The sequence below is a fragment of the Paenibacillus sp. 4624 genome, from assembly GCF_050435065.1.
GTDB classification, from domain to species: domain Bacteria; phylum Bacillota; class Bacilli; order Paenibacillales; family Paenibacillaceae; genus Paenibacillus; species Paenibacillus amylolyticus_D.
Window position 1 is genome coordinate 533843 of the sequence record NZ_JBNDJR010000001.1, and the last position, 15069, is coordinate 548911.

Annotated in this window: 10 protein-coding genes; 9 read left to right on the top strand and 1 reads right to left on the bottom strand. The window is 49.2% G+C overall.

What is annotated here, in order from left to right; all coding sequences use genetic code 11:
* The first annotated feature begins 3 nt into the window (after positions 1–3).
* The 4 genes from ABIE27_RS02420 to ABIE27_RS02435 all read left to right on the top strand — a co-directional run bounded on the left by ABIE27_RS02420 (position 4) and on the right by ABIE27_RS02435 (position 3486).
* Positions 4–684, top strand: a complete 681-nt coding sequence (locus ABIE27_RS02420) for a site-2 protease family protein (RefSeq protein ID WP_090914779.1) — start codon at positions 4–6, stop codon at positions 682–684.
* A gap of 147 nt (positions 685–831) precedes the next feature.
* Positions 832–1596 carry an RsmE family RNA methyltransferase gene (locus tag ABIE27_RS02425; protein WP_123062585.1) on the top strand — a complete coding sequence of 255 codons (765 nt, stop codon included), beginning with the start codon at positions 832–834 and terminating at the stop codon, positions 1594–1596.
* Positions 1597–1598: 2 nt separating this feature from the next.
* A complete protein-coding gene (gene mtaB / locus ABIE27_RS02430) occupies positions 1599–2945 on the top strand; it encodes a tRNA (N(6)-L-threonylcarbamoyladenosine(37)-C(2))-methylthiotransferase MtaB (protein ID WP_123062584.1) in 1347 nt (448 codons plus the stop codon).
* Positions 2946–3048: 103 nt separating this feature from the next.
* On the top strand, positions 3049–3486 hold the full coding sequence (locus tag ABIE27_RS02435) for an NUDIX hydrolase (RefSeq protein ID WP_123062866.1): 438 nt from the start codon (positions 3049–3051) through the stop codon (positions 3484–3486).
* 80 nt (positions 3487–3566) lie between these two features.
* On the opposite strand, the gene ABIE27_RS02440 is transcribed toward ABIE27_RS02435, so the two are convergent.
* Positions 3567–4568, bottom strand: a complete 1002-nt coding sequence (locus tag ABIE27_RS02440) for a Na/Pi cotransporter family protein (protein ID WP_429349854.1) — start codon at positions 4566–4568, stop codon at positions 3567–3569.
* Positions 4569–4922: 354 nt separating this feature from the next.
* On the opposite strand from ABIE27_RS02440, the gene ABIE27_RS02445 reads away from it, so the two are divergent.
* The 5 genes from ABIE27_RS02445 (at position 4923) to addA (ending at position 14970) form a co-directional block, all read left to right on the top strand.
* Complete coding sequence (locus tag ABIE27_RS02445) at positions 4923–6299, top strand: class I SAM-dependent rRNA methyltransferase (protein WP_429349855.1); 1377 nt, start codon at positions 4923–4925, stop codon at positions 6297–6299.
* Positions 6300–6461: 162 nt separating this feature from the next.
* The gene (locus ABIE27_RS02450; protein ID WP_429349856.1) at positions 6462–6590 is read left to right on the top strand and encodes a hypothetical protein; all 129 of its coding nucleotides are present in this window, start codon (positions 6462–6464) and stop codon (positions 6588–6590) included.
* Positions 6578–6862, top strand: a complete 285-nt coding sequence (locus ABIE27_RS02455) for a hypothetical protein (RefSeq protein WP_429349857.1) — start codon at positions 6578–6580, stop codon at positions 6860–6862. The genes ABIE27_RS02450 and ABIE27_RS02455 overlap by 13 nt, the downstream gene beginning before the upstream one ends.
* A gap of 243 nt (positions 6863–7105) precedes the next feature.
* Positions 7106–10609, top strand: a complete 3504-nt coding sequence (gene addB, locus ABIE27_RS02460) for a helicase-exonuclease AddAB subunit AddB (protein WP_123062579.1) — start codon at positions 7106–7108, stop codon at positions 10607–10609.
* Complete coding sequence (addA, locus tag ABIE27_RS02465; protein ID WP_123062578.1) at positions 10606–14970, top strand: helicase-exonuclease AddAB subunit AddA; 4365 nt, start codon at positions 10606–10608, stop codon at positions 14968–14970. The genes addB and addA overlap by 4 nt, the downstream gene beginning before the upstream one ends.
* The last annotated feature ends 99 nt before the right edge of the window (positions 14971–15069 follow it).

Genomic DNA, 15069 nt, shown 5'->3' on the forward strand with positions numbered 1-15069 from the left:
TCTATGGACTTCTTAGATCGGATTTTCCGTCTGCCGCTGGATCAACTGCCGTTCTTCCTGGTGACCATTCTGATTGCATTTACGATTCATGAATTTTCGCATGCGTATTTTGCCAACAAATTCGGTGATCCAACAGCCAAGCTGCTGGGAAGGGTCACATTAAATCCGGTGGCGCACTTTGACCTGCTCGGGGTGCTTTTGCTTGTCATTGCAGGGTTTGGGTGGGCACGTCCTGTACCTGTAAACCGTGCAAACTTTGACAAACCGAGACTCATGGGAACGATTGTTTCTGTAGTAGGTCCACTGAGCAATCTGCTGTTGGCTATTATCGGGGCAGTGATCTATGGAATATTGTTTGGATCAGGTGTACTGGGGAACATTGAAAATGAGCGGGTCGTTACAGCTGTGATGACATTTTTGCCGATGTTCAGTGTCACGAACTTTTTCTTGTTTATGTTCAATCTCATCCCGCTTCCACCACTGGACGGTTACCGTATTCTGGAAGATGTGCTGCCGCCTTCAATCAGCCGCAAGCTGCAAGGTGTGGAACAATGGTCCATCATTGTCTTCCTATTGATCTTAATTATTCCGCCATTACAGGCAGTCACAATTCAACCACTATATCTGTTTGCCAATGACATGTACAGGGATTTAGTGGGTCTCGTTATTGAATTATATCTTTAAATATAAGCTCATAAATGGTCAGTAATCGAACCGTAGTGCTGGTCATAAGCACATAAAAGTTGTATGATCATCTGTGGCGATTGGATTCTTGCCTGCTTCCAGCAGGAAGAATTCCAGTCATAACAGGAAAGAATGGGTGGACAACATATGCAGCGATATTTTGTATCTGCAGAGCAGTTCAGTGAACATGCAGTGGTGATAACAGGCGACGATGCCCGTCATATCGGCAAAGTCATGCGTGGCAAACCCGGGGACAAGCTGATTGTCAGCGACGGAAGCTCTAAAGAAGCACTGGTCGCCATCGATAGTATTGAAGCAGGGGAAGTAAAAGCGACAATCCTGGAACCGCTGGTTATGGATCGCGAAGCAAGGTTGAATGTAACGGTAGCACAAAGCTTGCCCAAAGGGGACAAGATGGAGACGGTCATTCAGAGATGTACGGAGATCGGGGCCGTATCTTTTGTACCTTTTCTATCAGAACGTACGATTGTGCAATACGACGCCAAGAAGGAAGGCAAACGTCTGGAGCGTTGGCGGAAAATCGCCAAGGAAGCTGCTGAACAGAGCCATCGTAACCGCATTCCAACCGTTGAGCAGCCGCTTTCCTGGAAAGGGCTGTTATCTTCTTTTGGGGACTACGACCTGGTATGTTATTGTTATGAAAAAGAAGACGGTAAACATCTTAGAGATGTTCTGAAGCCGTTTGTGGAGCAGCTTGCTGCTGATGCTGGGGCGAATGTGTTGATTGTTGTTGGACCTGAGGGCGGATTTTCCGAGAAGGAAACGGCTCAGGCCGATGAGGCAGGTGCGATATCGGTTGGACTGGGCAAGCGTATTTTGCGAGCTGAGACGGCTGGTATGGCTGCGCTGACTTGTGTTTTATATGAATCTGGAGAAATGGGGGGAATGTAATTATGCCATCCGTGGCGTTTTACACCTTGGGCTGCAAAGTTAACTTTTATGATACAGAAGCGATCTGGCAACTATTCAAAAACGAAGGCTACGAACAGGTAGATTTCGACGAACAGACAGCCGATGTTTATTTGATTAATACGTGTACCGTAACTAACACAGGTGACAAGAAGAGTCGTCAAATTATCCGCCGTGCTATTCGACGCAATCCGGATGCCATTGTAGCAGTAACCGGATGTTATGCACAGACATCTCCTGCCGAGATTTTGGATATTCCTGGCGTAGATTTGGTCATCGGAACCCAGGATCGGGATAAAATTTTGCCATATGTCAATGAAATTCAGGAATCGCGTCAGCCGGTAAACGCGGTGCGTAACATTATGAAAACACGTGTATTTGAGGAAATGGATGTACCGGATTTCGCGGATCGCACGCGTGCGTTCCTCAAAATTCAGGATGGTTGCAACAACTTCTGTACCTTCTGCATCATTCCGTGGTCCCGTGGTCTGTCGCGTAGCCGTGAGGCAAACAGCATTGTTCAGCAGGCACACCAGCTCGTACAAGCGGGTTACAAGGAGATTGTCCTGACAGGTATTCATACAGGCGGGTACGGAGATGACATGGAAAACTATGATCTGACCGACCTGCTGTGGGACTTGGACAAAGTGGAAGGTCTGGAGCGTATTCGCATCAGCTCGATTGAAGCAAGTCAGATTGATGATCGGATGCTGGATGTGATCAAACGTTCAGACAAACTGGTTCGTCATTTCCATATTCCGTTGCAAGCAGGAGATGACACTGTTCTGAAACGTATGCGCCGCAAATATACGACTGAAGAGTTCTATAACAAAATGTTGCGTATACGTGAGGCGATGCCAGATGTTGCGATCACAACCGATGTTATCGTTGGTTTCCCAGGCGAAACAGATGAGATGTATCGTAACGGTTACGAATTGATGCGCAAAATCGGTTTCTCGGAAATGCACGTATTCCCATACTCCAAACGTACGGGTACTCCGGCAGCACGCATGGAGGATCAAGTGGATGAGGAAATCAAAAATGCACGGGTGCATGAATTGATTGAACTGTCTGAGCAGATGCAACTGGAGTATGCTGAGAAATTCGTTGGACAAGTGCTCGAGGTTATTCCTGAAGGTGAAGCAAAAGGCCGCGAAGGCAGTGGCAAGCTGCACGGATACAGTGATAACTACATTCAACTGGTGTTTGATGGAACGCCGGATATGGTAGGCAAGGTGTGCCGCGTGAAGTTGACCGAAGCCGGTGCGAATGAAAGCCAAGGTACGTTGGTTCGTGTACTGGAAGAGAATGTGAAACCTGCCGCGATGTAATTCAGGCGTTATGAACAAGGATTTCATTTCCTTGGGGAAAATACCCGAGGAGATGAGGTCCTTCTTTGCCAAGAAAAGAAATTGAAGTCAGATGGGGGAGAACATCATGAACAAAAAAGAAATTTCAGCAGGCGGCGTTGTTTACAGAACAGGTGAGGATGGCCAGATTCAAATCCAGCTTATCGTAGACCGTTATGGTAAAACGACACTTGCCAAGGGCAAGATGGAAGATGGAGAAACGATCGAACAGACGGCGCTCCGTGAGATTTTGGAAGAAACAGGCATGGTGGGACGCATTGTGGAGCCGATCAATATCATTGCTTATACGTATCAGCATGCCGAGTTTGGTCCAGTGGACAAGGAAGTGCACTATTATCTCGTTGAAGCACAAAGCGGTGATCTCCAGCCTCAGATGGAAGAGATTAAAGGTGTGGATTGGTACTCTCCCGAAGAAGCATGGTCCAAACAACAGCAGAGTGGATACGATAATAACGATGACATTTTGCGCATTGGCTTGAATAAACTGGGCATCAACGTTTAAAATCTTACGACGTTACGCTTCAATGATGGCTACTTACCTACCCATTCTGTCGTCAATAACGCCGATATTGTGGCAACTTATTAAGCGACAGGTCTCTTTGCCGACGGGGTAAGCACAGGTGTTTTTTTGTGCCAAATCGGTAGGTAACAGAACGGTAAAGCTAGCAATGAACTGATGATGTTAAAAAGGGTCTGGGCATGCGCTATCTGTGCCCCGTGGTCCGCTGACAGCCAGGCTGACGCTGCATGCAGCTGGCTGATCAGCGGCATAAACAGCAGTGCTCCCGCAATGTTGAGCACAACATGGGAGGCTGCTACAAATTTGCCTGCGGAAGCCCCGCCTGCGGCTGCAATAACAGCAGTGATACAGGTTCCTACGTTAGATCCGATCACAATGGCGATGCCGATCTCTACAGGCAGCACGCCTGTCGCTGCAAGTGTAATCGCCATGCTGATAACCGCGGCGCTGCTGTGAATCAGCGCGGTCAGGCACGCACCGGCAAGAAAGCCCCACCATAGGCTGTCGGTCGACCGCTCCAGAAACCATTGAAATACGCCCATGCTCCGAAGTGGAACGGCGATGGACTGCATGACTTGAATGCCTGTCATGACAAGAGCAAATCCTGCTGCCGCAAGGAAACTGAATTGGATATTGGTCAAAGTACGGCGAGTCCGTTCATGGGCAGTTTGGTTGCGTTCACCAAGGACAACAAAAACAGCCCAGCCTGTTAGAGATAGAAGCAACAACGGCAGTGCGGCACGTCCAATCTCAAGACCGACAAGCTCTGTAGTTAAGCAGGTTCCAATATTGGTCCCCAAGATAATGCCGAGAGTGCGTCCATAGGTAATTAAGCGCGCGTTAGCTAATCCTATGGTGAGTACCGTTACCGCAGTGCTGCTCTGCAGCACTGCGGTTGCGCCTGCACTGAATGCCATGCCCTTCCATGGGGCAGAAGTGGCACGGTTTAACCAGTCTGCCAGCATCGGCCCCGCCATGCGTTGCAGCGCTGTCTCCATCAGCTTCATACCGCCAAAAAAGATAATCAGCCCATATAACAGAGGCAGAATTACTTCTCTGAACATCCGAATCATTCCTCCCGTCCCATTCCTTATCACTTATCCTATGAGGAAGCAGAGACAAGCATGACAAGCACAAGAGGAATTGAGACTGCTAGCCCCCATGTAAAAGATACGGTGATTCGGCAAACGCAGCGGAGGGGACGGAATCGAATCCAAGGAAGCAAAGGGCTCGCCTGAAAGCTTTCTGAAAGAAAGCTACATCGGAAGCATAGGCTTGTCGTCGGATTTTTACCTTTGGAGAAGGGAATCCAAAAAATCTGAGGACAACAGCGATCATAGGATCGATTCGTCCCCGGAGCGTCTCGTTGCCGCCCAAACCTATCTTTTCAACTAAAATAAGAAAGAAGTGGATCAATCTTGTCATCCGTTACACTGGAACGAAGCCGCAAAAAGCGGTTGGAACATGCACATCCCTGGATTTTCAAAAATGAAATTGCATCCGTAGACGGCAACCCGGAACCGGGTGATATCGTTAATGTACTGAATCATCAAGGTCGTTACTTGGCAACGGGATATTATAATCCGGCTTCCCAGATTACCGTTCGTGTAGTCTCATACCAGCCTATGGAGTTTGAACAGATGGATACCGCCTTTTTTGCTGCTCGTTTCCATGATTGTCTGCGTCACCGGGAACGCTTCATTCAGGATGGCGAAGCCTACCGTCTTGTTTATGGTGAAGCTGATTTCCTGCCTGGATTGATCGTTGATCGGTTCGGTAGCATTTTAGTTGTGCAGATCCTTACACTGGGTATGGACCGTTGCCGTGAAGCGATTGTCCAGGCTCTCATTGAAGTGATGCAGCCGGAAGGTATCTATGAGCGCAGTGATGTATCGATCCGTGAACTGGAAGGTCTGGAGCAGATCAAAGGACCGCTCTACGGGGAATGCCCGCGTCATGTGACTGTGACCGAAAATGGGCTGCTCATCAAGGTGGACATCGTAGAAGGACAGAAGACAGGGTACTTCTTCGACCAGCGTGAAAACCGGGCTGCCATTGAACCGTTGATGAAAGGCTGGGGATACAAAAGCGGCATCACCGTGCAACAGGTCGAGCATGAAGGAACAGAGCAGCTGTTGCCTGTGAATAAGGGTGGCAAAGTGGTTACTTTCCCATATTGGGACGGTGCCACCGTGCTGGAATGTTTCTCTCATACCGGCAGCTTTACCCTGAATGCTTGCAAATTTGGAGCGAAAAAGGTAACCTGCCTCGATATTTCCGAACATGCGATCGAGAGCGCACGAACCAATGTGGAGCTAAATGGTTTCACGGATCGGGTTGAGTTCGTTGTAGCCGATGCTTTTCAATATCTGCGTGAGCAAGTCAAAGGACTTGATGAGCGCAATGCACGAGCACGAGCAGCGGAGCAAAAGGTAGATACCTCCAAAGCATTGTCCAGTGCTGGAAAAACGTTTGATGTCGTTATCCTTGATCCACCTGCCTTCGCTAAAACAAAATCAGCAGTCAAAGGGGCATGCCGCGGCTACAAGGACATCAACTTGCAGGGCATGAAACTGGTCAATGAGGGTGGATACTTGGTAACCGCAAGCTGCTCCTACCACATGCGTCCTGACCTCTTCTTGGAAACGATTGCGGATGCCGCTGAAGATGCAGGTAAAGTACTGCGTTTAATTGACTGGAAGGCCGCCGGTAAGGATCACCCGCAAATTTTGGGTGTAGATGAAGGGCATTACCTGAAGTTCGCTATTTTTGAAGTGAGAAGCAAAAAAAATTAAGAATACTCTGTTTATAGAATGACACAGGTACCCTGTGAGATAGACACTTTAAAAAGTCCATCTTATAGGGTATTTTATTTATGAGAAGAAGCTTGATCTTGGCGAACAGCTTATATTATTGGTCGAAAAGGAACAGTGTTCAGTCTTCGTCTTGACTCGATTATGTCCAGGTTAACAACCGAAGGATTTAATTTCGAAAAAGGAGGAGGTCTGCTCGCTATGGTTACGGATATGCTGGTTGAAACGCGTAATTATAGACGTAGCAGGCGTACATTGACTTGCGAAATCTAAAAGAGGGTATTCGAAAACAATTTTATACTGAATTGGGGAAATTCATTGCACCGGAGGGGTATGTGGAACATAGAGAAGCTGATTCCAGCCCGACGGATTATACGTTCAAGAAAAATGTCAAACCGGGTGTGGTTTGGAGCTTACATAGCCATCTTGGTCATTCAAAACCGCCATATGCTGTATTTACAGTCATCTCATGCCGCTACGAGGATGCAAGCCGGGATATAGCCAGAGAAACCGGGATTTTTTCGAGGCCTTGCAGAAGGCTGTAGAGCATGAATTCATTTAACGAAATTGTAAACTTGAAAACAACTACTAGGCGTATCTGTCACCGAGTTTGGTAATAAACGTAAATCCATAAGAAGCTGCTGGCTGTATTGTACAGGCGGCGGCTTTTTTTCAATAGCCATATTGTGTTCTTATTTGGTGGATCATGGCAAACGTATGTTCCGAAGTGAAGAAGGTATGGTATACTGGAAATTAAAATCTTGTACGTGCAGTTTGGAGGATGACACATGTCCGTACGCTTTGTTATTGGCCGGGCAGGCAGTGGTAAAAGCACACTGATTACCCGAGAAATCACATCTCTGCTTAGGCAGGAGCCCCAAGGAAAACCGTTGATTCTACTCGTTCCCGAACAAAGCTCATTCCGGACAGAGCAGGCCCTGATATCTTCCGGAGATATTAAAGGTACGATGCGTGCCGAAGTTCTTGGATTTCGCCGTCTGGCTTATCGCGTCATGCAGGAGGCTGGCGGTTCTGCTCGCGTTCCGATTGGAGCCGAGGGCAAGAAGATGCTTTTATATAAAGTCATTCAGCGTAGGAAAGAAGAACTGAGACTGTTTGCTGCTTCGGGCAGCCAGCTTGGCTTTATCGGGGAATTGACTAATTTATATAGTGAGTTTAAACGATATGAAGTTCATGCTTCGGCACTCGAAGAAGGGCTTGCAACATGGAGCATTGCATCGGCTTCACCTATTTTGGAAGACAAGCTTCATGATTTGAATCTGATCTACCATGATTATGAGAAGGAATTGGCTGATTTATATATAGATGATGAAGATACACTGAATGAACTGACAGGTCGTTTGCCAGAAAGTACATGGTTGCAGGGGGCCGAGGTTTGGATTGACGGATTCCATGGATTCACCCCGCAGGAGATGAGTGTAATAGGACAGCTCATGTTACAAGCCTCGTCTGTAACGATTTCCCTAACACTCGATGGTTCTTACGAGCAAGGTATCCTGCCAGGAGAGCTGGAATTATTTTATCCAACTGCCAATGCCTATGCGCGCCTCAAAGGCATGGCCGAACATTTGGGTGTAACCAGCGATACCACGCTACTTCATGACGAGGTGCTTCCGAGATTTAAGGACCGGCCGGGACTTGCCCATCTGGAGGCCGGTTTTGATCGGCGTGTTCGCTGGAGAAGTCAAGGCGAGGACTCGGGGATTCGATTGATGGCTGCGGAGAATCGCAGGGCAGAGCTGGAGGGTGCACTACGTGAAATGCGTCGCCTTGCGCAAGAGGATGGAGCGAGATATCGGGACATGGCGGTGCTGGTTCGCGGATTGGAGACTTATGCTGATATTGCAGAGCCTTTATTCAGGGACTATGATGTTCCGGTCTTCCTGGACCGAAGACGAAGTGAGTTGCATCATCCATTATCCGAATTTATTCGTTCAGCGCTAGATATCGTTCGGCGCAACTGGCGGTATGAGGATGTTTTTCGCTGTGTCAAAACGGATCTGCTGCTTCCGCTGGATGGTTCAATTACTCGTGAGGATATGGATCAGCTGGAGAACTATGTGCTTGCTTGCGGTATCCATGGATATCGCTGGACGGATGGTAAGCCGTGGAAGTATGTGCCGAGTCTGTCTTTGGAGGATCAGGGACAGGAAGGAAGCAGCCGAGGACGCGATGCAGTGTTATCGCTGATGGAGAGTTGCAGAGCCTTGATTACATCGGCACTCGGTACGTTTGAGAAACGAATGAAAAAAGCAAAAACGGCTGCCGCTCAGTGCGAGGCATTATTTAGACTGTTAGAGGATGCAGATATTGCACATAAGCTGGATCAGATGTCTGCTGAGGCCAAGGCTCAGGGAGACCCGGAGCGTTCGAGAGAGCATCGTCAAATGTGGGGAGCCGTGCTGGATCTTCTTGACCAGATGGTTGATATGATGGGCAATGAACGTCTGGACATCACTTTGTTTGCGGGCATGATGGAGACAGGACTGACTGAGCTCAAGCTGGGGCTTGTTCCCCCGGCCCTTGACCAGGTGCTGTTTGGTTCGATGGATCGTACACGTCTGCGTGATATGAAATATGTATTTATTCTTGGGGCGGTTGATGGGGAATTGCCAGCGATCCCTCAGGACAACGGAGTACTAACGGAGCAGGAAAGGTTATTGCTGACAGAGAGAGGCATGGGGCTGGGACCTGGTGCAACGAGACTCATGTTGGATGAACGTTTTCTCATCTATACCGCTCTGACCGCTGCCAGCAAGCAGTTATGGCTGAGCTATCCTGTCGCAGATGATGAAGGTAAATCACTACTCCCTTCCGAGATTGTGCGCCATGTACGCAAAATGTTTGGATTGCAGGAGCAGCCTTTGCTTGCTCAGCCGCCCGTCTCGGATCTGGAAGCCGTGCACCTCTCTTACGCGATTCATCCAGAACAAAGCCTCTCCATGCTGATTGGACAATTGCGCAGATGGCGTAGGGGAGAAGACATTCCTGAAATATGGTGGGCAGTCTACAATTGGCATGTAAACCGGGAAGAGAGCCGCCCTGGGCTGGAGCGGTTGCTGAGTTCTGTCTTTTATCGTAACCGTGCGCGGAGACTGGAAACGGCAACCAGCCGCAGGCTGTACGGTACGGAGGTAAGAACGAGTGTATCACGGATGGAACGTTTTGTAGCCTGTCCATTCTCTCATTTTGCTTCACATGGGCTGAAGCTTAAGGAACGGCAATTATATCGTCTTCAAGCTCCGGATATCGGCCAACTGTTCCATGCTGCACTGAGTCAACTGGCGATGCGCCTGCGTGAGGAAAATCGTAGCTGGGGCAGCCTGACACCCGAACAATGTCGCCAGGAAGCCGAGCAGACGGTGGAGCAGATCGCTCCGCAGCTCCAAGGGGAAATTTTGCTTAGCACAAAGCGCTATGGCTATATTTTTCGCAAATTAAAAGATATCGTCAGCCGGGCATCCGTTATTTTGGGTGAGCAGTCCAGACGTGGTAGTTTTGAACCGATTGGATTGGAACTGGATTTTGGTCCAGGGAAACCTTTGCCGCCGTTGCGTTTTGAACTGGAGAATGGGTGTGTACTGGAGATTGTCGGCCGGATCGACCGCGTGGATGTCGCTGAAGGAGAGAACGGTCTGTTGTTAAGAGTAATTGACTACAAATCCAGTCAGACCGATCTCAAGCTTCATGAAGTTTACTACGGGCTATCGCTGCAAATGCTCACCTATCTGGAGGTGTTGCTTAGCGCTGCTGAGGAATGGTTAGGGGAAACGGCAATGCCAGGAGGTACACTCTATTTCCATGTGCATAACCCACTACTGCAATCGGCAAACGGCATGACATCCGAACAGGCAGGACAGGAACTTCTGAAACGCTTTAAAATGAAGGGTCTGTTGCTCGCTGACCGTGATGCCGTTGCTCAAATGGATAACACGCTTGATAAAGGACATTCCGCGATTATTCCAGTGGCATTAAAAGCAGATGGCAGCTTTTACAGCAGTGCTGCTGTAGCGACGCCAGAACAATGGGATACGCTGCTTGCTGCTGTTCGCGGTAATATCCGCGAGATTGGAACTCGCATTACAGATGGAGATACAGCCATTGAACCGTACCGGATACAGCAGGAGATTGCATGTACGTTCTGTTCATATAAATCGGTCTGTCAGTTTGATGAAAATATTGAGGGGAACGACTATAAACTGCTGTCCAAACCGGGCAAACAGCAAGTTTGGGATATGCTGTCTCACAGCAGGGAAGGGGAAACGTTATGATGCATATGCCTAAACCGGAAGGCAGCTTCTGGAGTGATGATCAGTGGAGCGCCATTTCCGAGGGTGGGGAAGATATTCTGGTCGCCGCAGCTGCAGGATCGGGAAAAACAGCTGTTCTGGTGGAGCGGATTATTCGCAAAATTGCAGACCCTTCCCAAGGATTCAGCGTGGACCGCTTGCTGGTAGCCACGTTTACGAAGGCGGCGGCGGCCGAGATGAAACAGCGTATTCGGGAAGCGCTGGAACGTGCGCTCGAGGAGCAACCGGAGGAGGAGCATTTGCGCAGGCAGTTGTCATTGCTCGGACGAGCATCCATTACAACGCTGCACTCCTTCTGTATGGAGGTCATTCGCAGGTATTATCAGCAGATTCCGCTAAATCCGGCTTTTCGTATTCTGAATGAAAATGAGGCTGAGATGCTTCGTCAGGAATTGCTGGAGGAGTTGTTCGAGGAAAAGTATGGCGAAGAAGACGAGGGGAGCACGTTCCGCGAACTGGTGGACTGGTTCAGTGGAGAGCGAAATGATGATGCGATGCACCGGCTAGTGCAGCGTTTATACGATTTCTCGCGAAGTCATTCCTGGCCTGATCACTGGCTGATGGAGATGGCTGAAGCTTTTCAGGTGGAAAGTGTAGAGGCACTGGGGCAATCTGCATGGGTGCAGAGCATTTTACGGGATGCGGCTCTCGCATTGAGCGGGGCGGCGGGTTTGCTGCGACAAGGGATTCAGATTTCGTTGCAGCCTGAGGGTCCTGCACCTTATGCGGAGACACTCAAAGAGGATTTGGCGATGGTTGAAGAGCTTTTATCCGCCGTCGAAGTCATGCCTTGGGAAAGGTTGCCTGAGGTATTCCAGCCAGCTGCATTTGGCAAATTGAAGCCTTGTAAAAAAGATCAGACCGACCCTGGGCTGCAAGAACAGGTGAAGGAGTTGCGAGAAACGGCAAAAAAAGCTGTTGCTGATCTAAAAGGTTCACTTTTTGGAAGGAGTGCATTCTCTTTTTGGCAGGAGCTGGAACAGGCTGCACCGTTGATGCAGGAGCTTTCCCGTCTAGTCAGCACCTTTGGTGAACGGTATCTTCAGGCGAAGCAGGAACGCGGACAAGTCGATTTTAACGATCTGGAGCACTATTGTCTGCACATTTTGCGTCATGAGGATTCCACACCTGAACATTCGATGCCTTCGGATGCGGCGATGGAATACCGTGCACGTTTTGATGAAGTGCTGCTGGATGAATACCAGGATACGAACACGGTTCAGGAGGATATCGTTAGGCTAATCTCCCGAGAGAATCCAGGTAACCGATTTATGGTTGGTGATGTTAAACAGAGCATTTACCGTTTCCGCTTGGCTGAACCCGGCCTGTTCATGAACAAATATCGCAACTACACTCCGAGTGTTCATGTGGATACAGAGATCAACGAAGAGAATGGTACAAGAACGGGTATAGCAACGGTAACGGGGAAACGAATCGACCTTGCGCGCAATTTCCGTAGTCGTGCCGAAGTGGTGCATTCCGTCAACGTCATATTCAGACAGTTGATGAATGAAGGGGTCGCTGAGATTGCTTATGATGAGCGGGCTCAGCTGGCTTACGGGGCTTCTTTTCCATCAGAGACACTTGGAAACGAAGCCTACACACCTGAACTTATGTTGATTGATCGCCAAGGTAGCGGAACCGAAATACCGGAAGGTACGGAAGACGGTGTAGATGCAACCGCAGCTGCAGAACTGGAGAGTGCCGAACTTGAAACGGCTCAATTGGAAGCGCGCGCCATCGCCGGGCGTATCCGAGAGATGGTCGGGGAGACAGACAAGCCTGCACTGAGTGTGTATGACAAGGCTTTGCAAACGATGCGTCCGGCACGTTATGGAGACATTGTTATTTTGTTGCGTTCCACGCTGATGTGGGCACCGCTGATGATTGAGGAATTCAGACAGCAGGGCATACCCGCAGGTGGAGAGCAGAGCAAGGGATATTTTCAAGCTACGGAAGTGGAAGTGATGTTATCTCTGTTGCAGCTTGTGGACAATCCAAGACAGGATATTCCTCTAGCCTCCGTACTTCGTTCTCCCATGGTTGGATTAAATGAAGAAGAGCTTGCTCACATTCGTCTGGGGGATAAGAGACAGTCCTTCTATGATGCCGTTGTTTCTGCTGCAGGAGAGTGGAGGAATGCATCCGATGGGACTGGTCAACGTTCTGAGTTGGGACGGGATTCGTATGTCGACGGGATGGTTCAGATGCAGTGGCCAGAAGGCTGGTCAGAAATCGAACAGGCTCAACGCCAATCAGCCGTTACTGCGGAGATGGAAGTTGATTCGGGAGCTGATCTGCAAATTGAAACGGGTGAGCAAGATGCAGGCTTTATGGGTGGAAAAGAACTCGCGCGCTCGCGGTTGCAACAGAAACTCATTCATTTCATGCGTCAGCTGGAGCAGTGGAGACTTGAGGCAAGACAAGGCAGTTTAAGTGAGCTGATCTGGCGGATTTATCGGGAGACCGGATATTTGGATTGGGTTGGCGGACTTCCTGGCGGTCAGCAACGCCAAAGTAATCTGAAGGCTCTGTATGATCGGGCGCGTCAATATGAGGAAGCAACTGCAAACCGCGGGTTGTTCCGGTTCCTGACATATGTCTCACGACTACGGGAAAATGGTGGAGACCTTGGCACCGTAGCCAGCGGTTCAGGGGAACAGGATAATGCTGTACGAATTATGACAATTCATCGAAGCAAAGGGTTGGAGTTCCCGATTGTGTTTGTTGGCGGTATCTCCAAAATGTTTAATCAGCAAGATCTGCATGCACCGTTTCTGATGCACAAGGAACTTGGCTTTGGCCCGAGGTTTGTGGATCGTGACAACAGGGTGGCCTATCCTACATTAGCCAATCTGGCTATACGTCGCCGGGCTCAGTTTGAACTGCTGGCGGAAGAAATGCGTGTGCTGTATGTGGCTTTAACCCGGCCAAAAGAAAAAATGGTGCTGATAGGCACGGTGAAGGACGCTGCCAAAAAAGCACAAACCTGGTCACAGGTTAAAGACAGTCCAGAGCTTGCGCTACCTGATTATCTGCTTGCTGCCGGACGAAATTATCTGGATTGGATCGGGCCAGCTTTGATTAGACACCGGGACGCCGCGGTGCTACGTGAGCTTGCAGGTGATCGTGATTCTTATGCGGCTTGCCTTGCGAGTGATGAATCACGCTGGAGCATATCCGTGGTTGCTGCGGATAGGGTATCTCTCCAGCAACACGCCGACCTTGTGGAGCGTGAAGAAGATGAATTAACTGGATTGCGGAGAGAACGATTGGCTGCTCTGCATGCGGCGAAACCCGTCAGATTAAACCCATCGACAGAAGTGATCGATCATACCGAGGGCGTACAGGCCAATCCGGTTTCAGAGATTGAATCGGTAACGGCAGATCAGAAGACGGATGAACGGACAGAACTAAAGGCGGACAGTGAAGAGGTTCTGGAAGTTAATGTTCAAAATGCACTTGTGCGTGAGATAGATAAGCGGCTTTCCTGGACCTATCCATATGAATCAGCTTCACAAGTGGCGGCGAGCACTTCAGTAACCGAAATCAAGAGTCTGTTATCGACGCAGGAGGATACTTCATACCCCGTTATGGAAGAGCTGCAGGAGCAAGCTTGGACTGGAGGCAGTGATAGTAAGTGGAATGGAAGCAATGATAGTAAGACGAGTCCAGCGACACAAGCTTCGTTCAAACTACACTTGCGTCGTCCCAAATTCATGGGAGAGCGGCAACTGACAGGAACAGAACGGGGAACGGTGTACCACACGCTCATGCAGCATCTCCCTGTAGACGGATCTGTTGTGGATGAAGCGATTGTTGATGAGACGATTTCGCGCCTGCTGGCGATTCAAATATTGCTTCCTTATCAAGCAGAGGCGATTGAACGAAGTGAATTGATTGCTTTTTTTGATACACAACCAGGAATGGAGATGTTGCGTGCGGCGTGGATTCGAAGGGAAATCCCGTTCACGTATGGTCTCCCGGCAGATCAATCTCCTGAGGAATGGATTCGTGGGTTACGGCCAAACGAGGAGCAGGAGATACACAGTGAAAACGATAGAGTACAGGCTGTGCTGCAGGATGAAACGGTGCTCGTCAGGGGGATTATTGACTGTCTCTATGAGGTTGATGGTGAACTTGTTCTGCTAGATTACAAGACGGATCGAGTGCTTGAACATCGCGGAGGAGTGGAACCTCTGGTTGAAAACTATCGTTTCCAGCTACGGCTGTATAAACGGGCAATTGAAGATATATTGGGTCGCCAAGTCGACCACATGTGGCTTTATTTTTTCGATGGCGGTCATGCGGTTAAATTATAAAAGGTTTAGAGAGTTTTTGTGTTTTGAATACCTCTTGTTCAATGAGCGACGGGCGAGAGATGGAATGATAGAAGATGTAGTGGAAAGAGGTGGAGCGGA

Bases quoted from the DNA above. Each gene is read 5' to 3' on its own strand.
- ABIE27_RS02420 (WP_090914779.1), top strand. From the start codon at position 4: ATGGACTTCTTAGATCGGATTTTCCGTCTGCCGCTGGATCAACTGCCG.
- ABIE27_RS02425 (WP_123062585.1), top strand. From the start codon at position 832: ATGCAGCGATATTTTGTATCTGCAGAGCAGTTCAGTGAACATGCAGTG.
- mtaB (WP_123062584.1), top strand. From the start codon at position 1,599: ATGCCATCCGTGGCGTTTTACACCTTGGGCTGCAAAGTTAACTTTTAT.
- ABIE27_RS02440 (WP_429349854.1), bottom strand. From the start codon at position 4,568: ATGTTCAGAGAAGTAATTCTGCCTCTGTTATATGGGCTGATTATCTTT.
- ABIE27_RS02450 (WP_429349856.1), top strand. From the start codon at position 6,462: ATGTCCAGGTTAACAACCGAAGGATTTAATTTCGAAAAAGGAGGAGGT.
- addB (WP_123062579.1), top strand. From the start codon at position 7,106: ATGTCCGTACGCTTTGTTATTGGCCGGGCAGGCAGTGGTAAAAGCACA.
- addA (WP_123062578.1), top strand. From the start codon at position 10,606: ATGATGCATATGCCTAAACCGGAAGGCAGCTTCTGGAGTGATGATCAG.